At 71.8% G+C, this 21,045-nt stretch carries 22 protein-coding genes; 14 read left to right on the top strand and 8 right to left on the bottom strand.

Annotation, left to right across the window (positions count from 1 at the left end; all coding sequences use genetic code 11):
- The first annotated feature begins 57 nt into the window (after window positions 1-57).
- The 5 genes from ACIBO1_RS09090 to mug all read left to right on the top strand — a co-directional run bounded on the left by ACIBO1_RS09090 (window position 58) and on the right by mug (window position 3,887).
- Complete coding sequence (locus ACIBO1_RS09090; RefSeq protein ID WP_396743003.1) at window positions 58-981, top strand: TIGR04222 domain-containing membrane protein; 924 nt, start codon at window positions 58-60, stop codon at window positions 979-981.
- Window positions 978-1,793 carry a DUF692 domain-containing protein gene (locus ACIBO1_RS09085; RefSeq protein ID WP_396743000.1) on the top strand — a complete coding sequence of 272 codons (816 nt, stop codon included), beginning with the start codon at window positions 978-980 and terminating at the stop codon, window positions 1,791-1,793. Before ACIBO1_RS09090 ends, ACIBO1_RS09085 begins: the two co-directional genes overlap by 4 nt.
- On the top strand, window positions 1,790-2,257 hold the full coding sequence (locus ACIBO1_RS09080; protein WP_396742997.1) for a hypothetical protein: 468 nt from the start codon (window positions 1,790-1,792) through the stop codon (window positions 2,255-2,257). The genes ACIBO1_RS09085 and ACIBO1_RS09080 overlap by 4 nt, the downstream gene beginning before the upstream one ends.
- Before the next feature lie 119 nt (window positions 2,258-2,376).
- A complete protein-coding gene (locus tag ACIBO1_RS09075) occupies window positions 2,377-3,138 on the top strand; it encodes an SDR family oxidoreductase (protein WP_396742994.1) in 762 nt (253 codons plus the stop codon).
- Between the two features lie 155 nt (window positions 3,139-3,293).
- Window positions 3,294-3,887 (top strand): G/U mismatch-specific DNA glycosylase, encoded by a 594-nt coding sequence (mug, locus tag ACIBO1_RS09070; protein ID WP_396743312.1) that lies wholly within the window; start codon window positions 3,294-3,296, stop codon window positions 3,885-3,887.
- A 7-nt stretch (window positions 3,888-3,894) separates the two neighbouring features.
- Here the strand turns inward: mug and ACIBO1_RS09065 are convergent, their stop codons facing one another.
- The 3 genes from ACIBO1_RS09065 to ACIBO1_RS09055 form a co-directional block, all read right to left on the bottom strand.
- A complete protein-coding gene (locus tag ACIBO1_RS09065) occupies window positions 3,895-5,871 on the bottom strand; it encodes an ABC transporter ATP-binding protein (protein WP_396743309.1) in 1,977 nt (658 codons plus the stop codon).
- 110 nt (window positions 5,872-5,981) lie between these two features.
- Complete coding sequence (locus ACIBO1_RS09060; protein ID WP_396742991.1) at window positions 5,982-6,749, bottom strand: enoyl-CoA hydratase/isomerase family protein; 768 nt, start codon at window positions 6,747-6,749, stop codon at window positions 5,982-5,984.
- Window positions 6,750-6,795: 46 nt separating this feature from the next.
- A complete protein-coding gene (locus ACIBO1_RS09055; RefSeq protein WP_007072022.1) occupies window positions 6,796-7,023 on the bottom strand; it encodes a helix-turn-helix domain-containing protein in 228 nt (75 codons plus the stop codon).
- Window positions 7,024-7,395: 372 nt separating this feature from the next.
- Between ACIBO1_RS09055 and ACIBO1_RS09050 the strand changes: the two genes are divergently transcribed.
- On the top strand, window positions 7,396-7,995 hold the full coding sequence (locus tag ACIBO1_RS09050) for a cadmium resistance transporter (protein WP_396742988.1): 600 nt from the start codon (window positions 7,396-7,398) through the stop codon (window positions 7,993-7,995).
- A gap of 73 nt (window positions 7,996-8,068) precedes the next feature.
- Here ACIBO1_RS09050 and ACIBO1_RS09045 read toward each other — a convergent pair whose 3' ends face one another.
- Window positions 8,069-9,673, bottom strand: a complete 1,605-nt coding sequence (locus ACIBO1_RS09045) for an ABC-F family ATP-binding cassette domain-containing protein (RefSeq protein WP_396743306.1) — start codon at window positions 9,671-9,673, stop codon at window positions 8,069-8,071.
- A 231-nt stretch (window positions 9,674-9,904) separates the two neighbouring features.
- Between ACIBO1_RS09045 and ACIBO1_RS09040 the strand changes: the two genes are divergently transcribed.
- Window positions 9,905-10,813 (top strand): neutral zinc metallopeptidase, encoded by a 909-nt coding sequence (locus ACIBO1_RS09040; RefSeq protein ID WP_396742985.1) that lies wholly within the window; start codon window positions 9,905-9,907, stop codon window positions 10,811-10,813.
- A gap of 79 nt (window positions 10,814-10,892) precedes the next feature.
- On the opposite strand, the gene ACIBO1_RS09035 is transcribed toward ACIBO1_RS09040, so the two are convergent.
- From ACIBO1_RS09035 to ACIBO1_RS09025, 3 genes are all read right to left on the bottom strand, one after another.
- Window positions 10,893-11,555, bottom strand: a complete 663-nt coding sequence (locus ACIBO1_RS09035; RefSeq protein WP_396742982.1) for an acVLRF1 family peptidyl-tRNA hydrolase — start codon at window positions 11,553-11,555, stop codon at window positions 10,893-10,895.
- A gap of 68 nt (window positions 11,556-11,623) precedes the next feature.
- Window positions 11,624-12,271 carry a nucleoside/nucleotide kinase family protein gene (locus ACIBO1_RS09030; protein WP_396742979.1) on the bottom strand — a complete coding sequence of 216 codons (648 nt, stop codon included), beginning with the start codon at window positions 12,269-12,271 and terminating at the stop codon, window positions 11,624-11,626.
- On the bottom strand, window positions 12,252-13,298 hold the full coding sequence (locus ACIBO1_RS09025) for a LacI family DNA-binding transcriptional regulator (RefSeq protein ID WP_396742976.1): 1,047 nt from the start codon (window positions 13,296-13,298) through the stop codon (window positions 12,252-12,254). Before ACIBO1_RS09025 ends, ACIBO1_RS09030 begins: the two co-directional genes overlap by 20 nt.
- 308 nt (window positions 13,299-13,606) lie before the next feature.
- Between ACIBO1_RS09025 and ACIBO1_RS09020 the strand changes: the two genes are divergently transcribed.
- From ACIBO1_RS09020 to ACIBO1_RS08990, 7 genes are read left to right on the top strand one after another with little or no spacing between them, the layout of a single operon-like run.
- The gene (locus ACIBO1_RS09020) at window positions 13,607-14,557 is read left to right on the top strand and encodes an ABC transporter substrate-binding protein (protein WP_396742973.1); all 951 of its coding nucleotides are present in this window, start codon (window positions 13,607-13,609) and stop codon (window positions 14,555-14,557) included.
- Between the two features lie 44 nt (window positions 14,558-14,601).
- Entirely contained in the window at window positions 14,602-15,627 is a 1,026-nt protein-coding gene (locus tag ACIBO1_RS09015) for an ABC transporter permease (protein ID WP_396742970.1), read from the top strand.
- Window positions 15,620-16,390, top strand: a complete 771-nt coding sequence (locus ACIBO1_RS09010) for an ATP-binding cassette domain-containing protein (protein ID WP_396742967.1) — start codon at window positions 15,620-15,622, stop codon at window positions 16,388-16,390. The genes ACIBO1_RS09015 and ACIBO1_RS09010 overlap by 8 nt, the downstream gene beginning before the upstream one ends.
- Before the next feature lie 3 nt (window positions 16,391-16,393).
- Window positions 16,394-17,041 (top strand): orotidine 5'-phosphate decarboxylase / HUMPS family protein, encoded by a 648-nt coding sequence (locus tag ACIBO1_RS09005; protein WP_396742963.1) that lies wholly within the window; start codon window positions 16,394-16,396, stop codon window positions 17,039-17,041.
- The gene (locus tag ACIBO1_RS09000; protein ID WP_396742960.1) at window positions 16,999-17,550 is read left to right on the top strand and encodes an SIS domain-containing protein; all 552 of its coding nucleotides are present in this window, start codon (window positions 16,999-17,001) and stop codon (window positions 17,548-17,550) included. Before ACIBO1_RS09005 ends, ACIBO1_RS09000 begins: the two co-directional genes overlap by 43 nt.
- Entirely contained in the window at window positions 17,547-18,482 is a 936-nt protein-coding gene (locus tag ACIBO1_RS08995) for a PfkB family carbohydrate kinase (RefSeq protein ID WP_396742957.1), read from the top strand. The genes ACIBO1_RS09000 and ACIBO1_RS08995 overlap by 4 nt, the downstream gene beginning before the upstream one ends.
- A complete protein-coding gene (locus ACIBO1_RS08990; RefSeq protein ID WP_396742954.1) occupies window positions 18,479-19,963 on the top strand; it encodes a mannitol dehydrogenase family protein in 1,485 nt (494 codons plus the stop codon). The genes ACIBO1_RS08995 and ACIBO1_RS08990 overlap by 4 nt, the downstream gene beginning before the upstream one ends.
- A gap of 98 nt (window positions 19,964-20,061) precedes the next feature.
- Here the strand turns inward: ACIBO1_RS08990 and ACIBO1_RS08985 are convergent, their stop codons facing one another.
- Window positions 20,062-20,937, bottom strand: a complete 876-nt coding sequence (locus ACIBO1_RS08985; protein ID WP_396742951.1) for a sulfurtransferase — start codon at window positions 20,935-20,937, stop codon at window positions 20,062-20,064.
- Window positions 20,938-21,045 lie beyond the last annotated feature (108 nt).

Genomic DNA, 21,045 nt, shown 5'->3' with positions numbered 1-21,045 from the left:
GGTGGCGTCCGCGCTCCACAATGTGTCTGCGTTCCCTTCGCGCGACAGGAGCAGGTCATGACGGATCCCGCGGCGGACTTCCACACCTGGGGCATTCCCAGCCGCACCTTCCTGTTTCTCTATCTGGCGGCGGCGCTCGTCCTCGTCGTCGGCACCCTGATCCAGCGCCGGGCGGTGCTGTCCGGCCGCTCCGCGCCCCCCGCCGACCAACTCGGCCCGCAGCAGCTCGCCTTCCTCAACGGCGGCGAGAACCTGGCGGTCTGGACCGCCATCGGCGCGCTGCGGGGACAGGGCGTGATCGGGGTCGACAAGCACCACCGGCTGACCGCCGACGCTCCCCTGCCACCCGGCGCGACCCCGCTCGACCGCGCCGTCCACCACGCCGCCAGCCAGCGCTGCCCCGCCCGCCAGGTCATCACGACCGAGTGGGTGAGCCGGGCCCTCACCGAACTGCGGGACGGCCTGGACCGGCACGGACTGCTGGTCACCCCGGAGCAGCGGGCGGCCCTGCGGATCGGCCCGCTGCTGATGGCCGTGCTGTCCGCGGTCGGCATGGCGCGCATCTTCGCCGGCGCGGCCAACGGGCGACCGGTCTGGTATCTCGTGGCCGTCGTCCTCGCACTCAGCGTGGTGGCCACCCTGTTGTTCGCCCTGGTGCCCCGACGGACCAAGGCCGCCGACGCGGCGCTGCGGCTGCTCCGCATGCGCAACCACCACCTGGCACCGCGTAGCAACCCGTCGTACGCCACCTACGGCGCCGCCGGCACCGCGATGGCGGTGGCCCTCTACGGCAGCGCCACGATCTGGGCCATGGACCCCACCTTCGCTCAGCAGGCCGAGCTCCAGCGCCAGGCGGCCACCGGCACCGGCGGCACCGCCGCCTGCGGCGGTGGCAGCACCGCAGGCGCGAGCGACAGCGGCGGTGGCTGCGGTGGTGGAGGCGGCGGCGGGTGCGGCGGCGGTGGAGGATGCGGCGGATGACCGGCCCGCACGGGGTGGGCATCGGCTGGCGACCGGAGATCGCCGGATTCGTCGCCGACCTGCCCGGCCTGCGCTTCGTCGAGGTGGTCGCCGAGGGCGTGTCCCCCGCCGACCCACCCGACGGGCTGGTCGAGCTGCGTCGACGCGGCGTGACCGTGGTGCCGCACGGGGTACGGCTCTCCCTCGGCGGCACCGAACCGGTCGATCCGGCCCGGGTCGGTCACCTGGCGGCGGTCGCCGAACTGGTGGCGGCACCCCTGGTCAGCGAACACATCGCCTTCGTCCGGGCCGGTGGCCTGGAGGCCGGGCATCTGCTGCCGCTGCCCCGCACCCGCGAGGCGGTCGACGTGGTCTGCGCCAACGTCGCCCGGGCCCGGGCCGACCTGCCGGTGCCGATCGCGCTGGAGCCGATCGCCGCGCTGTTCGACTGGCCGGACGACGAACTCGACGAGGCCACCTTCCTCACCGAGATCCTGGACCGCACCGACGCGCTGCTGCTGCTCGACATCGCCAACGTGCACGCCAACGCCCGTAACCGGGGCACCGACCCGCTGGCCCTGCTGGATCGGCTGCCGTTGGACCGCGTCGCGTACGTGCACGTCGCCGGCGGCGCCGACCACGGCGGCTTCTATCACGACACCCACACCGACCCGGTCGGCCAGGACGTCCTCGACCTGCTCGCCGAGGTGTGCGCGCGACACCGGCCACCGGCGGTCATGCTGGAACGCGACGGGCACTACCCGCCCGCCGCCGACCTGCGCGCCGAGTTGGACGCCATCGCCACCGCCAGCGGCTTGCCGGTGGTGACGTGAGCGTCGACCCCGACGAGTCGCCCGCGCCGGGCGACACGCTGGCCGAGCGGCAGGCGCGACTGGTGGCCGCGCTGGTGGCCGGCGGCCCACCGCCCCCGGGGTTCGCGCCCGCACCGCTGGCCGCCGCCCGCGCGGCGCTGCTGCGCAAGCGGGCCGGCGAGGTCGCCCGCCACTGGCCGCTGCTCACCGCCGCCCTCGGCCAGCGCTGGCCGTCGACCTTCCTCACCTGGGCCGCCGACCGGCCCACCGGCGGTGGCCTGCGCGACGGCTGGGACCTGGCCCGCGCGCTGCGCGACCGCGCCGAACTGCCGCCGCTGGGCGCCGAGGAACTCGCCGTCCGCGAAGCCACCCTGCGCTACGACGGCGCTCGGGCGCCACGCCCCCGCCGCTCCCCCGCACTCGCGCGCGTCGACGGCGCCGTCGCGGTCCAACTAGCCGGCCGCGTACGCCTCCTCCGGAGGTAAGGAAGGGACCCTTTCTAACGCCTGCGGTATAGCAGGGGTCCCCTCCTAACATCAGGGGTCGACGCGGCGGACGGACCCGGAGGTGCCGGACGCGCACCGGCTGCGGCAGGATCGGTGTCATGGATCTAGGACTCACCGACCGGGTGTACGTGCTCACCGGCGCCTCGCGCGGCCTCGGTCACGCCACGGCGCGGAGCCTGGTCGCCGACGGCGCCCGGGTGGTGCTCTCGGCCCGGCACGCCGACGCGGTGGCCGCCGCCACCGCCGAACTCGGCGGGCCGGAACACGCCGTCGGCATCACCGCCGACCTCACCGACCCGGACACGCCCGAACGGCTGGTGCAGGCCGCGCACCAGCACTTCGGCCGACTCGACGGCGCCCTGGTCTCAGTGGGTGGACCGACCCCCGGCAGCGCCGCCTCAGTCGACGACGAGCAGTGGCGACGCGCCTTCGAGACCATCTTCCTGGGCAGCGTACGGACGGTACGGACGGTGGCCGGGGCACTGCCCGACGGAGGCGCCATCGCGCTCGTGCTGTCCACCTCGGCGCGGGGCCCGGTCACCGGGCTGGGCATCTCCAACGGCCTGCGCCCCGGTCTGGCCGGGGTCGCCAAGGACGTCGCCGACGAGTACGGCCCCCGTGGCGTACGGGTGGTCGGGTTGCTGCCGGGGCGGATCATGACCGACCGGAATCGGGAACTCTTCGCCGCCAGCGGCGACCCCGAACAGGCTCGCGCCGAAGCCGAGGCCGGCATCCCCCTGCGCCGCATCGGCGACCCCGACGAGTTCGGGAGGGTGGCCGCGTTCGTGCTCTCCCCGGCCGCGAGCTACCTGACCGGGGTCACCATCCCCGTCGACGGCGGCGCGCTGCGCGGCCTGTGACCAGGCAACCGAAGGGCGGCGCTGACCGTCCGGCGACCAGGCGACCGGAAGGCAGTCCCGCCCGTCCGGCGACCGGGCGACCGGAAGGCGGCGCTGCGCGGCCGGTGACCGGTCATACAGAGGGCGGCCCGGTGCGAAGTGCCCGTGGCGCGGCGGTGCCGGGTCCCGGACCCGCCGCGCGGACCGACGGCGTGGATCGGGGGTACCGGCCGACCCGGGAGGAGTTGGCGTCGGCCGTGGACCGGCTGCTGCCGGACGTCATCGCGCCCGGGTTGGACGTGCTGTTCGTCGGGATCAACCCCGGGCTGTGGTCGGCCGCGACCGGATGGCACTTCGCCCGCCCCGGCAACCGGTTCTGGCCGGCGCTGCACCGGGGCGGGTTCACCCCGCGCCTGATGCACCCCAGCGAGCAGGACGAGTTGCCCGGGCTCGGGCTGGGCATCACCAACGTGGTGGCCCGGGCCAGCGCCCGCGCCGACGAACTGTCCGCCGCCGAACTCGTCGACGGGGCACGGGAGCTGACCGGCAAGGTCGCCGCGTACCGGCCGCGCTGGGTGGCGGTGGTCGGGGTGACCGCGTACCGGATCGGGTTCGCGCGGCCGAAGGCCACCTTCGGCCGGCAGCCCGAGTCGCTGGCCGGCGCCCACCTCTGGGTGCTGCCGAACCCCAGCGGCCTGAACGCGCACTACACCCCGCAGACGCTCGGTGCCGCCTTCGCCGAACTGCGCGAGGCGACGTCCCGCGAGTGAACCGCCGTCAGTTGGCAGCGGCCGGCGGCATCGCCTCGTCGGCGAGGTACTCCCGCGACGGAATGATCACCGGCTCCACCATGGCCTGGTCGGTGTGCGGGGTCGGGGAGTCGGCCACCGCGAACTGGGTGCGGTACAGCTCGGCGTAGAGGCCACCCACGGCGACCAGCTCGTCGTGCCGACCGCGCTCGACGATGCGGCCCTCGTCGAGGACGAGGATCTGGTCGGCGTCGCGGACCGTGGAGAGCCGGTGCGCGATCACCAGCGCGGTACGCCCGGTCAGCGCCACCGACAGTGCCCGCTGCACGGCCGCCTCGCTCTCCGAGTCGAGGTGCGCGGTCGCCTCGTCGAGGATCACGATCGACGGTGCCTTGAGCAGCAGCCGGGCGATCGCGATGCGCTGCTTCTCGCCGCCGGAGAAGCGGTAACCGCGCTCGCCGACGGTGGTGTCCAGCCCGTCGGGCAGCGCCCGGACCAGGTCGGCGACCTGTGCACCGGCCAGCGCCGCCCACAGCTCGTCGTCGGTGGCGTCCGGCTTGGCGTACCGCAGGTTCTCGGCGATCGTCTCGTGGAACAGGTGCGAATCCTGGGTTACCACGCCGATCTCGTCCCGCAGCGATTCGAGGGTGGCGTCCCGCACGTCGACGCCGCCCACCAGCACCTGGCCGTCGGTGACGTCGTAGATGCGGGAGATCAGCATGGACAGCGTGGACTTGCCCGCGCCGGAGGGCCCGACCAGGGCGACCATCTGCCCGGGCTCGACCCGGAAGGAGACGCCCTTGAGCACCGGCTCGTTGACCGTACGGTCCAGCGTGGCGACCTCCTCGAGCGACGCGAGGGAGATCTCGGCGGCGCTCGGGTAGCGGAAGCGCACGTCACGGAACTCGACCCGGCCGGCGTCCCGGGGCACCGGGACGGCGTCGGACCGCTCCTTGATCGCCGGGTCCAGGTCGAGCACCTCGAAGACCCGGTCGAACGAGACCAGCGCGCTCATCACGTCGACCCGGACGTTGCTCAGCGCGGTGAGCGGACCGTAGAGCCGGGTGAGCAGCAACGCGAGCGTCACGACCGTACCGGCGCTGACCTCGCCGGTAACCGCCAGCCACCCGCCGAGCCCGTAGGTGAGCGCCTGGGCCAGCGAGGCGACCAGCAGCATCGCCACGAAGAACGTCCGCGAGTACATCGCGGAGGTGATGCCGATGTCGCGGACCCGCTCGGCGCGGGCGGCGAACCGCCCGGCCTCGGCGTCGGGGCGACCGAAGAGCTTCACCAGCAGCGCGCCCGCGACCCCGAACCGCTCGGTCATGGTCGCGTTCATCTTGGCGTCGAGGTTGTACGACTCGCGGGTGATCTCGGCCAGCCGCCGGCCGACCCGCCGGGCCGGGATGATGAACACCGGCAGCAGCACCAGCGACAACGCGGTGATCTGCCAGGAGAGGGTGAGCATCACGGCGGCGGTGAGCAGCAGTTGGATCACGTTGCTGACCACGCCGGAGAGCGTCGAGGTGAAGGCCCGCTGGGCCCCCATCACGTCGTTGTTGAGCCGGCTGACCAGCGCACCGGTCTGGGTGCGGGTGAAGAACTGCAACGGCATCCGCTGCACGTGGTCGTAGACCCGGGTCCGCAGGTCGAGGATGATGCCCTCGCCGATGCGCGCCGAATACCAGCGCTGCGCGAGGGAGAGCATCGCGTCGGCGACGGCCAGGCCGGCGATGAAGAACGCGAGCCGGATGACCAGCGCGCCGGCCTCGTCGCCGCCCCGGGTGATCGCGTCGATGACCTGACCGGCGAGCAACGGGGTGGCCACCCCGATCACCGCCGCGACGATCACGGTCAGCAGGAACACGACGATGTCGCGGCGGTACGGCCGGGCGAACGCCACGATCCGCCGGGCGACGCCGCGCTGCAACCGGTGACTGGAGATCTCGTCACCGTTGCGCATCGACCGCAGCATGCTCCAACCGCCCATGCCGCCGGCGGCCATCGGGTTGGACACACACACCTCCGGGAAGGGCCTCAGTACGCCGTCGGGTCAATTGTCCCGACAGCTACGACAACCTCGTGAGTAACCTGGGTCTTCCCGAACGGTCCTTACTATTCTGTGTACCCGGCAAGATCGCGGATCCGCCGGGTCTGTGCCTCCCGCTCGGCCCGCTGCTGCTCGGCGTGCGTCCGTCCGGACGCACCGGCGAGCAGTGCCTTGATCTCCACCACGGCGTCACGCTGGTGCGCGAGCAGCCCGGCGGTGAGATCGCGTACCGCGTCGTCCAGCTCCGCGTTCGGCACCACCAGGGTGGCCAGGCCGAGACGGTCCGCCTCGGCGGCGTCCATCCGCCGACCGGTGGTGCAGATCTCCAGCGCACGGGCGTAGCCGACCAACTCCACCAGGCGCTTCGTGCCGGCCAGGTCCGGGACCAGGCCCAGCGTGACCTCGGCCATGGACAGCTTCGCGTCCTGCGCCAGTACCCGCAGGTCGCAGGCGAGGGCGAGCTGGAAGCCGGCGCCGATGGCATGCCCCTGCACGGCCGCGACGGAGATGACGTCCGGACGATGCAGCCAGGTGAAGCCGCTCTGTAGGGCGGCGATCTGGTCGGCGCACTCCGCTTCCGGCAGTGCGGCCAGCTCGGCGAACGAGCCCGGCCCGGTGGCGCCCACGACCGCCAGGTCGAGGCCGGCGGAGAACGCCCGTCCCTCGCCCCGGACGACCACGACACGTACGTCACCGGGCAGGTCCCGGGAGAAGTCACTCATCGCGCGCCACATCGACGGGGTCTGCGCGTTGAGCACGTCGGGCCGACACAGGGTGACCGTGGCGATCGGCCCGTCACATTCCAGCCGGACCCCGGTCGCCTCGGTGGTCACCGGGCGGCCCGGGTCACGGTGGTGGTGTACGACGCTGACGGGCGGGTCACGCCTTCTTGCGGCGCCGGGCGCCGCCGCGCTGCCGCAGCTGCACCCCGGACTCGGTGAGCACGCGGTGAATGAACCCGTAGGATCGGCCGGTCGAGGCCGCGAGAGCACGGATGCTCTCTCCTCCGGTGTACCGCTTGACGAGGTCCTTGGCGAGCGTCTGACGCTCGGCTCCGACGATCCGGCGACCCTTCTCAGTGCTGGTGGCTGTGCCAGTGGCTGCCATGCTGTGTCCTCACGTCCCAGACTGTGCGGTTCGGATACGGTCCCACCTATTAGACCGCCTCGAACGATCATGCGCCAGATATCAACTATTCGCCAACCGACACGCTATGCAATGTCAGCTTCCCGATAGGTGACGACCGTCGGCACGCGGTCGCGGCGCCAGGCGCGCCAACGGCCCGGAGCTGGCTTTCGGCGGTCGGCCACCGCCCGCACGCACGGTACCGCCGACACCACGGTCCGCCACCATCCCCTCACCACAGGTATAGACCGTGGTCACCATCCGACGCCCCGAGGCGCGGGCTCCCCGACCGGACCGAGCCGCCTCGCCCTCCGTCGCGCTCCGATCGGCCTGCTGGCCCGTACGCTGCCGGCCATGCTCGACCTGCTCGGCACCGCAACCGTCGCCGCGGTGGTCTTCGCCGCGACCAACATCGACGACATCGTCATCCTGACGGTGTTCTTCGTCGCCGCCCGCACCACCGGCCGTCCCCGCGTCGGGCAGATCGTCACCGGCCAGTACCTGGGCATCGGCGCCCTGGTGCTGGCCAGTGCCGTGGTCGCGGCCGGGCTCCTGGTGGTACCCGACGAGTGGACCGGCCTGCTCGGGCTGCTGCCGATCGCCCTCGGCGTCCGCGCGCTGCTGCGACGCGACGACGACGAGCCGCCTCCGGTGGTCGCCGGTGTGGTCGGCGTGGCCGCCGTGACCATCGCCAACGGCGCCGACAACGTGGCCGTCTACGTGCCGGTGCTGCGCACCCTCGGTCTCGCCGACGCCGCCGTCTTCGGGCTGGTCTTCGCGGGCCTGGTCGCCGTGTGGTGCGTGGCCGGCGCCTGGCTCGGCGGCCACCCGAGGGTGACCCGGCTCGTCGAACGCGCCGGCCACTGGCTGGTGCCGACGATCTTCATCGCCGTCGGCGTGGTCATCCTGGCCACCTCCGGCGTCGTCGGGCACCTGCTCGACCTCGCCCGCTGACCCCGGCGCGTGTGTGAGGAGGGGGCCCTTCCTATACACCAGGCGTTAGTAGGGGGCCCTTCCTTACACCGGGTCAGGCCAGCTCGACCAGTTCGAGAAGGTCGTCGCTCCAGGCGTCCTCGTCGCCGTCGGGCAGCAGGATGGCCCGGTCCGGCTTGAGCGCCAGCACCGCGCCCGGGTCGTGAGTGACCAGGACGATCGCGCCCGGGTAGTTGGCGATCGCGTCGAGCACCTGCTCCCGGCTGATCGGGTCGAGGTTGTTGGTCGGCTCGTCCAGCAGCAGCACGTTCGCCCCGGAGCAGACCAGGGTCGACAGCGCCAGCCGGGTCTTCTCGCCACCGGAGAGCACTCCGGCGGGCTTGTCCACGTCCTCGCCGGAGAAGAGGAACGCACCGAGGATCTTGCGCAGCTCGGTGTCGGTCTGCTCGGTCGAAGCGGCCCGCATGTTCTCCAGCACGGTCCGCTCGACGTCCAGCGTCTCGTGCTCCTGCGCGTAGTAGCCCAGCCGCAGCCCGTGCCCGGGCCGCACCTCGCCGGTGTCCGGCTCCAGCAGCCCGCCGAGCATCCGCAGCAGCGTGGTCTTGCCGGCACCGTTGAGCCCGAGGATGGCCACCCGGGAACCCCGGTCCACCGCCACGTCCACGTCGGTGAAGATCTCCAACGACCCGTACGACTTGGACAGGCCGGACGCGGTCAGCGGGGTCTTGCCGCACGGTGCCGGAGCGGGGAAACGCACCTTGGCCACCTTGTCGCCGACGCGGACCTCCTCCAGCCCGGACATCAGGCGCTCGGCGCGGCGGGCCATGTTCTGCGCGGCCACCGTCTTGGTGGCCTTCGCCCGCATCTTGTCCGCCTGGGCCATCAGGGCGCCGGCCTTCTTCTCGGCGTTGGCCCGCTCCCGGCGCCGCCGCCGCTCGTCGGTCTCCCGCGCCTCCAGGTACGCCTTCCAGCCCAGGTTGTAGACGTCGACCACGGAACGGGTGGCGTCGAGGAACCAGACCTTGTTGACCACCGACTCCAGCAGCGAGCCGTCGTGCGAGATCACCACCAGCCCGCCCTTGTGGTTGGCGAGGAAGCCGCGCAGCCAGGTGATCGAGTCGGCGTCGAGGTGGTTGGTGGGCTCGTCGAGCAGCAGGATCCCGCCGCCGTTGTCGGCCGCGTCGCGGAACAGGATCCGGGCCAGCTCGATGCGCCGACGTTGACCTCCGGAGAGGGTGCCGATGGTCTGGGCGAGCGCCCGGTCGGGCAGCCCCAGGTTCGCGCAGATCCGGGCCGCCTCGGCCTCGGCCGCGTACCCGCCGAGCGCGGCGAACTGGTCCTCCAGCGCGCCGTACCGGCGGACCAGCTTCTCGTCACCGCCGTCGGCGAGCTTCTCCTCCAGGTCCTTCATCCCGGCCATCAGCTTGTCCAGGCCCCGGGCGGAGAGCACCCGGTCGCGGCCGGTGACCTCCAGGTCGCCGGTACGCGGGTCCTGTGGCAGGTAGCCGACGGCGCTGCGCCGGTCGATCTGTCCGGCGTACGGCTGTCCCTCACCGGCGAGCACCTTCAGGGTGGTGGTCTTGCCGGCACCGTTGCGGCCGACCAGGCCGATCCGGTCCCCCGGCTGCACCCGCAGCGTGGTGTCGGACAGCAGGATCCGGGCGCCGGCGCGCAGTTCCAGGCCGCTGGCATTGATCATGTCGGGGTACTCGCTCTCGGGGATCCGCAGGGCTGACTCAGGGCACACGAAAGCGCCGGCGGATCATGGTGACCCGTCGGCGCGGGGCGTTCAGCCTTCGCAGAGCAGCACGGGTCGATTGTACCGGGCCCCGGTGAACGGCGAACGCGGATTACCGACCAAGATCGTCGGGTACCGATTCGCCGTCCGGACCGGTTCCGGCCCGCGAGCCACTGACTGATCGGGGTCATCATGGAGCTGAACGAGAACGCGCGCATCGACACCAGCCAGGTGGAGGACCGGCGAGGTGGTGGTGGAGGGGGCGGTGGGCTGGGCATCCCCATCCCGATCGGCGGTGGTCGCGGCGGCATCGTCGGGATCGTCATCGCCGTGCTGGTGGCGCTGGTGGGTGGCGGCTTCGGGCTGAACGCCATGACCGGTGGCGAGCAGGGCGACAACACCGCGTTGGAGCAGCGCTGCGAGGCCCCGGACGCCCTGGAGCAGCTCGACTGCCGCAACAGCCTCTACGTCAACTCGATCCAGGCGTACTGGCGGACCGCGCTGCCGGAGGCGTTCGGCGAGCAGTACCGGCCGACCCGTACCGTCTTCTTCGACCAGGCCGTCAGCACCGCCTGCGGTCAGGCCGACTCGGGTGTCGGCCCGTTCTACTGCCCGGCCGACTCGCTGGTCTACATCGACCTCTCCTTCTACGAGGTGCTCGCCACGCAGCTCGGGGCCACCGGTGAGTTCGCCCAGCCGTACGTGCTGGCCCACGAGTACGGCCACCACGTCCAGAACCTGCTCGGCACCAACGAGCAGGTCCGCCGCCAGCAGCAGCGGGACCCGGGCAACGCCAACGACCTGTCGGTCCGCCTGGAGTTGCAGGCCGACTGCTTCGCCGGCGCCTGGGCCAAGAACGCCACCGGCACCGCCGACGATCGCGGCCAGAAGATCTTCACCAGCATCACCGAGCAGGACATCGCCGAGGCCATCGACACCGCCGAAGCCATCGGAGACGACGCCATCTCCCGGCGCGCCGACCGGCCGGTGAACCCGGAGGAGTTCACGCACGGCTCCTCGGCCGACCGCAAGCGCTGGTTCAGCCGCGGCTACGAGACCGGCACCCCGGCCTCCTGCGACACCTTCAGCGGCGCGATCTGACGCGGTGCGGACAGGCCCCGGTCGACGCCTTCGGGGAAGGGCATCGACCGGGGCTCGTCCGTGTCCGACCTGGCGAAGCTCAGGTGGCCGGGTCGCGGTCCGCCTCGCGGATCAGGATGTGCACCGCGCGGGCGGCTCCGATCGCGGCCAGCAGCACCGCGTGCCGAGGCTCGGGTACGTCGAGCAGCCGGTCGGCGCGCAGCGCGGCCAGTGGGGCGAGCCGGCGGTCGGCCAGCACGGTGTCCACGGCCCGGCGGTCACCGCCGGCGACCACCGCGTCCAGTCGTTCGGCCTGGGGCAGCAGCAGCCGGACCGCCAGGTCGACGGCGTCGGCGAGCGCGGCCTTGGCCTGGTTGTCGCGCCGTCGGGCGAATCGCTGCTGCGACCAGCCACCGGCGGCGGTACGCCCCTGGACGTACCGCGTGTCGACCTTGTGCACCGGCAGCCGCTCCCCCTCGGCGACCCCGACCGCCACCGCGCCCTTGCGCGCCAGCAACAACCCGATCCGGCGCGGTGCGACGGCCTCCGCCACGAAGGCATCCAGGTCCGTGGCGACCGGCGAGCCCGGCGGGGTGTGCAGTTCGGCGGTGGCGCCGTCCGGGGCGCAGAGCAGCAGCCCGTACTCCTGCGCGGTGGTGGCGGGTTGGCCGTGCCGGTCGGCGAAGCCGGCCACCCAGCGTTCGGTCCGGCCCGGGTCGATCTCGACCCATCGGCCTCCCCCGGCGGCGGGTCGGCTGCTCATCACCCAACCTTACGGCAGGCGGACGAGACGGCACCGCCGGGCGGGAGCAGGTCGGCGGGCGAGGATCCTCAGTCGCTCGGCGCGAGGTGGACCAGCAGGTCGGCGGAGCGGCTGGATTCGGCGATCACGGCCGCGTTCGCCTGGTCGCTGCCCTGCGCCCAGGCGCGGGCCGCGTCGGGCGTCTTGCCGAAGGCGACGTGACGGGCGACGAGTCGTTCGAGACGGACCTCTTCGGCCACCTCCAGATACCAGGTGGTGTCGAGCAGGTCGCGGACGAACTTCCACGGATGCGAGTCGAGCAGGAGGTAGTTGCCCTCGGTGACGACGATCGGGGTGGTGCGGGGCACCGCGATGCTGGAGCCGATCGGCTCCTCGATGTCGCGGCGGAACGCCGGGGCGTAGACGACCTCGTCGGTCTGGTCGCGTAGCCGGCGGAGCAGGGCGAGGTAGCCGTCCGCGTCGAAGGTGTCCGCAGCGCCCTTGCGGTCGGCGCGGCCGAGTGCGCCGAGGACCTCGTTGCTCAGGTGGAAGCCGTCCATCGGCACCAGGACGGCGTCCGGACCGAGCTGCCGGACGAGGGCCTCCGCGACGGTGCTCTTGCCCGCGCCGGGCGGCCCGACGATCCCGATGAGCGTACGGGCGGCGCCCGCCGACATCGTCCGGGCGCGGTCGGCGAGTCCGCCGAGCGTCAGCGTGTCAGCCGGCGGCCAGGACACTGTCCACGCTCCCCGGTGCCTGGTGGGTGCCGCGTCCGCAGCCGCACGAGTCCCGGTGCCGGAAGGTGGCCGGCACCACCACGGACTGCGGGGCGCGGTCCGGTCGCCGGATCCGGGCGAGCAGGAGTTCGACGGCGGTCGAGGCGAGTCGGGCGGCGTCCTGCGCCATCGCCGAGATCTGCGGGTCGAACAGGTCGGCCCATTCGAAGTCGTCGTAGCAGACCAGGGCGATGTCGTGCGGCACCTTCAGCCCGGCACGCCGGATGGCGCGGAGCGCGCCGAGGGTCATCTGGTTGTTCGAGACGACCAGGGCGGTGGCCGGTTCGTCCGAGGCGAGGTGCTCGACGAGACGCTGCTCCGTGGTGCGTTCGTCGGACTCACCGGCGATGACCAGGGCCGGGTCGTCGGCCAGCCCCAGTTCCGCGACGGCCCGCTGGTAGCCGGCGAGCCGGTCCTGGGCCGACATCTCCCGCACGGCGCCCCGGACGTAGCCGATCCGGTGGTGCCCCTGCGCCGCCAGGTGGGCCGTGAGGTGGTGGATCGAATCGAGGCACTCGGAGTAGACCTGGTCGCCCGGCAGCGTCGACCGCCGGTCGAGGAAGATCGTCGGCAACTGCTCGTCGAGCAGCTTCTGCAGGCACTGGGTGAGTTCGCCGTTGCCTTCGAGCGGGTTCACGATGAGGCCGCTCACCCGCCGCGCCAGCAGGTGGTTGATCACGTCCAACTCGACCTCGGGGTCGTCGTTGGTGTCGGCCAGGATGAGGGTGTACCCGGCCCGGCGCAGGTGCCGCTCGATGTCCCGGATGAGCGCGGCGAAGTACGGGTTGGTGACCACGGACATCGCCAGCCCGATGGTGTCCGTGGACTGGGTGGCGAGGGCCCGGGCGGCGAGATTGTGCCGGTAACCGGTTGACTCCAGCGCCTTGCGCACGAGTTCCTCGGTCTCCGGGGCGACCTTGCGCGTCTTGTTGAGCACATGGGACACGGTCGTCGTCGACACTCCGGCGATCCGCGCTACCTCGGCCATCGTCGCCACTCGTTTTGCACCCTTTCCCCCGGCTCGCACCCAGTCCTGCGGCTGCCGGGACCACGGCGAGAAGGAGCTCAATCTAACCAAAAGCAAGCCCTTGCGCAAGCGGTTGCGCGGGGGTAAAGTTCCGCCATCTTCACGGTACGCAAGCGGTTGCGCATCTGATGAAGTGCTGGTGGGGATGCCCGACGACGCAACACGGCCCGGCACGACGACGGTAGGCGGAACTCCCCTGATGTGGTCTGACTAGTCGACAAGGATCTGGTGGCATGAAGAGGACATTCCGGACAGTTATCGGTGTAGCCATGGCCGGCACGCTCGCCTTCTCGGTGGCCGCCTGTGGCAACGACTCCGCCGCGGACGGCGGCGGCGAGGAGCAGCTGACCATCGGGTTCGTCCCGGGCATCGCCTCCGACCCGTTCTTCAAGGCCATGCAGGTCGGTGCCGAGGCGAAGGCGCAGGAGCTGGGCATCAGGCTGCTGTGGCAGGGCGCGCCGGACGAGTACTCGCCGCAGTCGCAGATCCCGTTCGTCGACTCGATGCTCACGCAGCAGGTGGACGGGCTCGTCCTCGTCCCCACCGACCCGGACGCGTTGCAGCCCAGCGTCACCAAGGCGCAGTCGGCGAACATCCCGGTCGTCACCGTCGACACCACCGTCACCGACCAGAGCTACCTGACCTCGGCGATCACCGGTGACAACCGCGAGGGCGGCCGGCAGGCGGCCCAGACCCTGGCCGAGCAGATCGGGGAGTCCGGTGAGGTCTTCCTGATGTCCGGCTCGCCGACGGCGACCACCAACCAGCTCCGCGAAGAGGGCTTCACCGAGGAGCTGAAGAAGTACCCGGGCATCACCCTCGTCGGCAAGGAGTACGCCAACAGCCAGCCGGCCAGGGCGACCTCCGCGGTCAACACGATCCTGCTGAAGCACCCCGATCTCAAGGGCATCTTCGCCGTGGACGGCACCTCCGGCTCCGGCACCGTGGCCGCGCTGCGCAACGCGGGCAAGGCCGAGCAGGTCAAGCTCATCGGCTACGACGCCTACGAGAACCAGGTGGCCGACCTCAAGGCGGGCATCTACAGCGCCCTCGTCGCCCAGAAGCCCGGCGACCAGGCCGCGCTCGCCCTGCAGAACCTGGTGGACACGATCCGCGACCAGAACGTCGACGGCATCGAGAAGGACGTCGTGATGACCAACGTGGTGATGACCAACGAGAACCTGGCCGAGACCGAGCAGTACCAGTACCCGACCCAGTAGTCGGCGGCGATCAGGGGAATGCGGATCTCAGGAGGAGGAGCACCATGACGGCCGACACCACACAGGCGGCGAGCGAGACGCGCGCCAGCCGCCTGCTGGCGACACTGATGCGGCAGGACGTGATCCTGCTCGGCGTCCTGGTCGTCATGGTGCTCTTCTTCACGGCGATGAACCCGCTGTTCTTCAGCCGGTTCGCCTTCGCCAACATCCTTCAGGACTGGGCTCCGGTCATCCTGCTGGCGATCGGGCAGACGTACGTCATCATCACCGGCGGCATCGACCTGTCGGTCGGGTCCACGCTCGGGCTCAGCGGGGTGGCCTGCGCGATGACGATGAGGTCCCTGAACGAGGGTGGTACGGCCACCGCCACGACGATCGCCGTCGGCGTGGTGGTGGCCCTCGCCACCGGTCTCGCGGTCGGCCTGGTCAACGGGCTGCTCATCACCCGGGCCAAGCTCGCACCGTTCATCGCCACGCTGGCCACCATGGGTGCCGCCGCCGGTCTGACCCTGGTGCTGACCGGCGGCGTCCAGATCGCCGGCGGCCCCGCCGAGGTGATCCGGCTCGGCAACACGCAGTACCTGAACCTGCTGACCATCCCGCTGATCATCGTGCTCGCCGTGCTGGCGGTCGCCTGGCTGACACTCAGCTTCACCCGGTTCGGCCGCTGGACGTACGCGGTGGGGTCGAACGGCTTCGCCGCCCGGGGCGCCGGGATCAACGTCGAACGGCACCTGCTGAAGGTGTACATGCTGGCCGGATTCATGGCCGGGCTGGCCGGGCTGTTCGTCTACTTCCGGCTCGGTTCGGGCTCGCCCACCTCCGGCCAGGGCCAGGAGCTGGCCGCGATCGCCGCAGCGGTCATCGGCGGCACCAGCCTCGCCGGCGGCATCGGGCGGATGTCCGGCACCGTGCTCGGCGCGCTCATCACGACGGCGGTGCTGAGCGGCCTGATCCTGATCGGCGTCGCACCGAACTGGCAGCAGGTTGTCATCGGCGTCCTGATCGCCGTGGCGGTCGGCGTCCAACAGATCAACGTCCGTACCAGGAGGGGAGCCGGCCGTGGCTGACGCACCCATCTACGAGGCCCGCGAGGTCACCAAGTCCTACGGCAGCGTCCGGGCGCTGACCGACGTCAACCTGTCCCTGCGGGCCGGTGAGATCATCGGGTTGGTCGGCGACAACGGGGCCGGCAAGTCGACCCTGGTGAAGGTGCTCTCCGGCGCGCACCGGCCGGACACCGGCAGCGTCTACCTCGACGGCGTGGCGCAGGAGTGGAAGTCGCCGCACGACGCGCTCCAGGCGGGAATCGAGACGCTCTACCAGGACTCCGGCCTCTGCCCCGACCTCACCATCAGCGGCAACGTCTTCCTCGGCCGGGAACGCCGACGGCCGGGGCTGCTCGGCAAGCTCGGATTCCTCGACAACAAGGCCATGGCCCGCGTCGCGCACGAGGAGTTGGAGCGGGCCGGGATCGGCCTGACCACCGGCGTACGGCGCAACGTCAACCAGCTCTCCGGTGGGCAGCGGCAGGCCGTGGCCATCGGCCGCGCCGTCGCCTGGGCCCGCAAGGTGATCATTCTGGACGAGCCCACCAACCACCTCGGCGCCCGGCAGTCGGGCGAGGTGCTGAAGGTGATCGAGGGAGCGCGGGAACGCGGTCTGGGCGTCATCTTCATCTCGCACACGCTGCCGCACGTGCTCCAGGTGACCGACCGCATCGTCGTGCTGCGCCTCGGCCGGGTGGTGGCCGACGAGCCGACGTCGTCGTTCACCCCGGACTCGCTGCTGAAGGTGATCACCGGCCTGCACGCTCCCGAGCCGAAGGGCTAGGCCGTGGCGATCCGACTGCAACTCGCCATCGACGCGCCGGAGCACTTCGCGCTCATCCCGCGAGTCGGCCGGTACTTCGACATCATCGAGGTCGGCACGCCCGTACTCAAACGCTTCGGGCTCGCCGCCATCAGCACCGCCCGGGAACTCGGCGCGGACACGCCGGTGCTCGCCGACACCAAGACGGTCGACGGCGGGAGCCTGGAGGCCGAGATGGTCTTCGCCGCCGGGGCCGCGATGATGACCGTGCTCGCGCACGCCTCCCCCGCCACCCGACGCGACACCGACGAGGTCGCCCGGCGGTACGGGCGGGAGGTGGTGCTCGACACCATCCTCGACGGTGAGCTGGACGTGGAACCGCTGCTGGACGGCCGTGCACCGCAGGACGTCTGGCTGGCCCTGCACGCCCCGTCCGACGCCCGGCGGGCCGGCCTCGGCACCGAGGACCACATCGACCGGGTGGCCCAGCGCCGGGCGCGCGGATTCCGCGTCTCCCTGGCCGGCGGCATCGGGCGCGCCAACCTGGCCCGCGCCCTGGAGGTCGCCCCCGACATCGTCGTGATCGGCTCGGGAGTCACCGAGGCCACCGACCCGGAAGGAGAAGCGGCATGGGTCAGAGCACAGGTCGACCTGTCGACTCCTGGCACCTGAGCGGAACCGAGCTGAGGTCCGTCCTCGCCGCGCTGCCCGTGGACGAGTACGACCGGTTCGTCTCCTGCTTCGACGACGTGGCCGGCGGCCGCCTGTTCCTCTCCGGTCAGGGCCGCTCCGGGCTCGCCGCGCAGATGGCCGCGATGCGGTTCATGCACCTCGGCCTGACGGCACACTTCGTCGGCGAGGCCACCGCGCCGTCGGTGCGGTCGGGCGACACCCTGGTGATCGTGTCGGGCAGCGGGCGGACCCCGGTCAGCGTCGGCTTCGCGCGGATCGCCCGGTCGGAGGGCGCGAAGGTGCTGCTGGTGACCCACCAGCGGAAGAGCCCGCTGCGGGACCTCGCGCACGGTTCCGTCGTCCTGCCGGCGGACGCCAGTCGGCAGTTCGGCGGGACGCTCTTCGAGCAGTCGGCGCTGATCCTGCTCGACTCCGTCGTGCTGGAGCTGATGCGGGGGCTGCCGGACCCGGCCGGCACGATGAGCCACAACCACACCAATCTCCAGTGACCACGTCGACCGGAGCCGGGACAGCACCGTCCGGCGTGGTCGTGGTGGGCGACCTCCTGGTCGACATCATCGAGAACGAGGACGGGACCCGTACCCGCGTTCCCGGTGGCGCCGGGCTCAACCTCGCCGTCGGCGTCCGGCGGCTCGGGACACCGGCGACACTGGTGTCACCGGTCTCCGCCGACGGCCTCGGCGAGTGGCTGCGGGCCGCGATCATCGCCGAGGATGTCGGCCTGGTGCCGCTGGCCTGCGCGCTGCCGACCGGGACGGCGACGTCCCGGCGGGTGGAGGGAGAGCCGGTCTACGAGTTCTCCGAGGCGATCCACAATCGGCGGTACGCGTACCCGGCGGCGGACGTGGCGACCATGGGCGACGGCGCAGTCCTGGTGGTCAACTCGTACCCGATGGACGACCTCGACCAGGTGGAGGCGCTCGTCGACGTCGTCCGCCGAACCGGGCGGACCTTCGTGGTCGACCCCAACGTGCGGCCCACGCTGGTGCGGGACGTCTCGGCCTACCGGTCGGGACTCCGGCGGCTCGCCGCCGTCGCCGACGTGGTGAAGCTGAGCCTGCAGGACATCGCCGACCTGCGCGTCGAGGACCCCGGGCAGTTCGTAGCCGAGCTGCTGCGTTCGGGGGTACGGGTGGTCGTGCTGACCAGGGCCGCCGACGGCATGTCGGTGCACACGGCTGACGGGGTCGTGGCGACCGCACCCGTACCGGCCCGACCCGGACCGGTCGTCGACACCATGGGCGCGGGAGACGCGACCCTCGCCCGCCTGGTGTGCGGGTTCGCCGAGGACGGCGTCGACCTGGACGCGACACGGTGGCGCGACGTGGCTCGTGAGGCGATGGACCTCGCGGCCGACATCTGCCGGATCTCCGGCGGCAACCTGGCCGCGCTGCGGCCCACAGAACGGAAAGAGCGATGAAGGAACTGAGCAACGCGAGCCTGACTTCGCTGCCCAGCGAGGTCGAGGCACCCCGGTACGACCGGACGGCACTGCGCGGCGGGATCGTGCACTTCGGTGTCGGGCACTTCCACCGCTCGCACCAGGCGATGTACCTCGACGAACTCATGCGCCGGGGGCAGGGCATGGACTGGGCGGTGCACGGCGTGGGCGTACGGCCCGCCGACGAGGGCACCCGCAACCGGCTCGCCGCGCAGGACCACCTCTACACGCTGACGGTGAAGGAGCCGGACGGCAGCCGGCGCAACCGGGTGATCGGCTCGCTGCTCAGCACCGGGTACGCCCCGCAGGACCCGACCGGCGTCGTGGAACGCATCGCCGACGCGGCCACCCGCGTGGTGTCACTGACCATCACCGAGGGCGGGTACGGGATCGACCAGGTGACCGGCGAGTTCACCGGGGACTCCGCCCCGATCCGGGCGGACCTGGACGCCGCCGTGCCGAACGCGACGCCGTTCGGGTTGGTGCTCCAGGCGATGCGCCTGCGACGTGATCGTGGCCTCGGTGGGCTGACCGTCATGTCCTGCGACAACATCCAGGAGAACGGCAAGGTGTCGCGCGCCGCGTTCCTGGGCTTCGCCGCGATGAAGGACCCCGAGCTGGCGCGGTGGATGGAGCAGCAGGTGTCCTTCCCGAACTCCATGGTCGACCGGGTGACACCGGCGACGGTGGACGCCGACCGGGCCTACCTGGAGCGAACCTTCGGCTACCGGGACCGGTGGCCGGTCACCGCCGAGCCGTTCCACCAGTGGGTGCTGGAGGACACGTTCGTCGCCGGCCGCCCGCCGCTGGAGGACGTCGGTGTGGACATCGTCGGGGACGTCGAGCCGTACGAGCTGATGAAGCTGCGGCTGGCGAACGGTACCCACCAGGCGCTCTGCTACTTCGGTTTCCTGCTGGGGCACCGGTACGTGCACGAGGCCATCACCGACCCGGACGTCCAGGCGCTGCTGCTGCGCTACATCGACGAGGAGGCCGTACCGACGCTCAAGCCCATCGCCGGGGTCGACTTCCGGGCGTACGGCCGCACCGTCGTCGCGCGCTTCGGCAACCCGGAGATCCAGGACCCGCTGACCCGGATCTGCGCCGACACCTCGGACCGGATCCCGAAGTTCCTGCTGCCGGTGGTGACCGCACAGCTCGCCGACGGCGGGCCGGTGGGCATCTGCGCCGCCGTCGTGGCGGCCTGGGCACGATACGCCGAGGGCACCGACGAGCAGGGCCGGCCCATCGACGTGGTGGATCCGCGTCGGGAGAGCCTGATGGCGGCAGCGCGGCGCAACGGGGACACTCCGACCGCGTTCATCGCGGACCGCTCGCTCTTCGGCGCCCTCGCGGACTCCCCCCGGTTCGTCGAGGCCTACGTCGAGGCGCTGCGGCTGATCCGGGCCGACGGCGTCCGGGCAGCCCTCCGGCAGATCGTGGCGGCACCGTCCCGCTGAGCCTGTCGACGCGTCCCGCTGAGCCGGGACCTGTCAGCCTTCCGGCCCGCCAGCGCGACAGCGCGGCGGGCCGGAAGGCGTACGGGGGTGGGGCGTGTTCAGCCGACCTCGACGGGCAGCGAGGGGTCGCTGGTCCACTCGCGCAGCGAGCCGTCGTACACCGCCACGTCGGTCTCCCCGATCAGGCGCAGTGCCAGGGCGTCGCCGGTGGCGGCGATGCCGCCGCCGCAGTAGGTGACCTTCCGGCCCGGCTGGGCCTGCACCTCCTGGAAGATCTCCCGCAGTTCCGGCACCGACCGGAAGGTGCCGTCGGTCGGGTCGAGCAGCGCGGCGACGAAGACGTTGCGGCTGCCGGGGATCCGGCCGGGGCGGGCGTAGCTGATCGTCTCGGTGGCGTGGTGGTCCTCCGGCGACAGCGAGTTGATCAGGCAGGCCCCGCTGCCGTTCTCCACCACCTGCTTGACCTCGTCCAGATCGGCGAACAGCTCCGGACGGGGCGTACCGACGAACTGGGCGGGCGGGTAGCTCTCCTCGCCGGACCGGGTCGGGCGGCCCTCGGCGGTCCACTTGCCGAATCCGCCGTCCAGGACGGCCACGTTGTCGAAGCCGTTGGCGAGCAGCAGCCACCACACCCGGGTGGCCCAGAAGACGTTGGCCGCGTAGACCACGACCGCCGTGTCCGGACCGATGCCGAGGCGACCCGCCGCCTCGGCGAAGCGCTCCGGGGAGGGCCTGGTGAACCAGCCGCCGTCCGGCTCGGAGAGGTCGTCGATGATGTCGGCGAACGCCGCCGACGGGATGTGCGCGGTCAGGTATTCGGGACGACCGGAGGTCTGGGACCAGTCCTGGCCGGCCTCGCTCGGCGGGGCCAGGTGCACGGTCGCGTCGAGGATCCGCAGGTTCGGGTGGTCGAGGTGCTGGGCGAGCCACTCGGTGGACACGAGCGGGGTGGGCAGGTCGAGGGTGCGTGCCATGAGTCCTCCTGTCGCCGGATTTCCTATCTAGGCAATCGGGATTACCCTCGCGACAATACGGCCCCTACCTGCGGATATTCCGACGAGTGGTGGAGCTCACCCGCCCTC

This window comes from Micromonospora sp. NPDC049903, from assembly GCF_044460945.1.
GTDB lineage: Bacteria > Actinomycetota > Actinomycetes > Mycobacteriales > Micromonosporaceae > Micromonospora.
Note: the sequence above shows the minus strand (reverse complement) of the source record. Positions and strands in the feature narration are given on the sequence as shown.

What these genes read in the sequence shown, in the direction of transcription:
- ACIBO1_RS09090 (WP_396743003.1), top strand. Translation starts at nt 58, where the DNA reads ATGACGGATCCCGCGGCGGACTTCCACACCTGGGGCATTCCCAGCCGC.
- ACIBO1_RS09035 (WP_396742982.1), bottom strand. Translation starts at nt 11,555, where the DNA reads ATGAGCAGCCGACCCGCCGCCGGGGGAGGCCGATGGGTCGAGATCGAC.
- ACIBO1_RS09065 (WP_396743309.1), bottom strand. Translation starts at nt 5,871, where the DNA reads ATGGCCGCCGGCGGCATGGGCGGTTGGAGCATGCTGCGGTCGATGCGC.
- ACIBO1_RS09015 (WP_396742970.1), top strand. Translation starts at nt 14,602, where the DNA reads ATGACGGCCGACACCACACAGGCGGCGAGCGAGACGCGCGCCAGCCGC.
- ACIBO1_RS09000 (WP_396742960.1), top strand. Translation starts at nt 16,999, where the DNA reads ATGGGTCAGAGCACAGGTCGACCTGTCGACTCCTGGCACCTGAGCGGA.
- ACIBO1_RS09085 (WP_396743000.1), top strand. Translation starts at nt 978, where the DNA reads ATGACCGGCCCGCACGGGGTGGGCATCGGCTGGCGACCGGAGATCGCC.
- ACIBO1_RS09040 (WP_396742985.1), top strand. Translation starts at nt 9,905, where the DNA reads ATGGAGCTGAACGAGAACGCGCGCATCGACACCAGCCAGGTGGAGGAC.
- ACIBO1_RS09025 (WP_396742976.1), bottom strand. Translation starts at nt 13,298, where the DNA reads ATGGCCGAGGTAGCGCGGATCGCCGGAGTGTCGACGACGACCGTGTCC.
- ACIBO1_RS09020 (WP_396742973.1), top strand. Translation starts at nt 13,607, where the DNA reads ATGGCCGGCACGCTCGCCTTCTCGGTGGCCGCCTGTGGCAACGACTCC.
- ACIBO1_RS09050 (WP_396742988.1), top strand. Translation starts at nt 7,396, where the DNA reads ATGCTCGACCTGCTCGGCACCGCAACCGTCGCCGCGGTGGTCTTCGCC.
- ACIBO1_RS09055 (WP_007072022.1), bottom strand. Translation starts at nt 7,023, where the DNA reads ATGGCAGCCACTGGCACAGCCACCAGCACTGAGAAGGGTCGCCGGATC.
- ACIBO1_RS09045 (WP_396743306.1), bottom strand. Translation starts at nt 9,673, where the DNA reads ATGATCAATGCCAGCGGCCTGGAACTGCGCGCCGGCGCCCGGATCCTG.
- ACIBO1_RS09075 (WP_396742994.1), top strand. Translation starts at nt 2,377, where the DNA reads ATGGATCTAGGACTCACCGACCGGGTGTACGTGCTCACCGGCGCCTCG.
- ACIBO1_RS08990 (WP_396742954.1), top strand. Translation starts at nt 18,479, where the DNA reads ATGAAGGAACTGAGCAACGCGAGCCTGACTTCGCTGCCCAGCGAGGTC.
- ACIBO1_RS08985 (WP_396742951.1), bottom strand. Translation starts at nt 20,937, where the DNA reads ATGGCACGCACCCTCGACCTGCCCACCCCGCTCGTGTCCACCGAGTGG.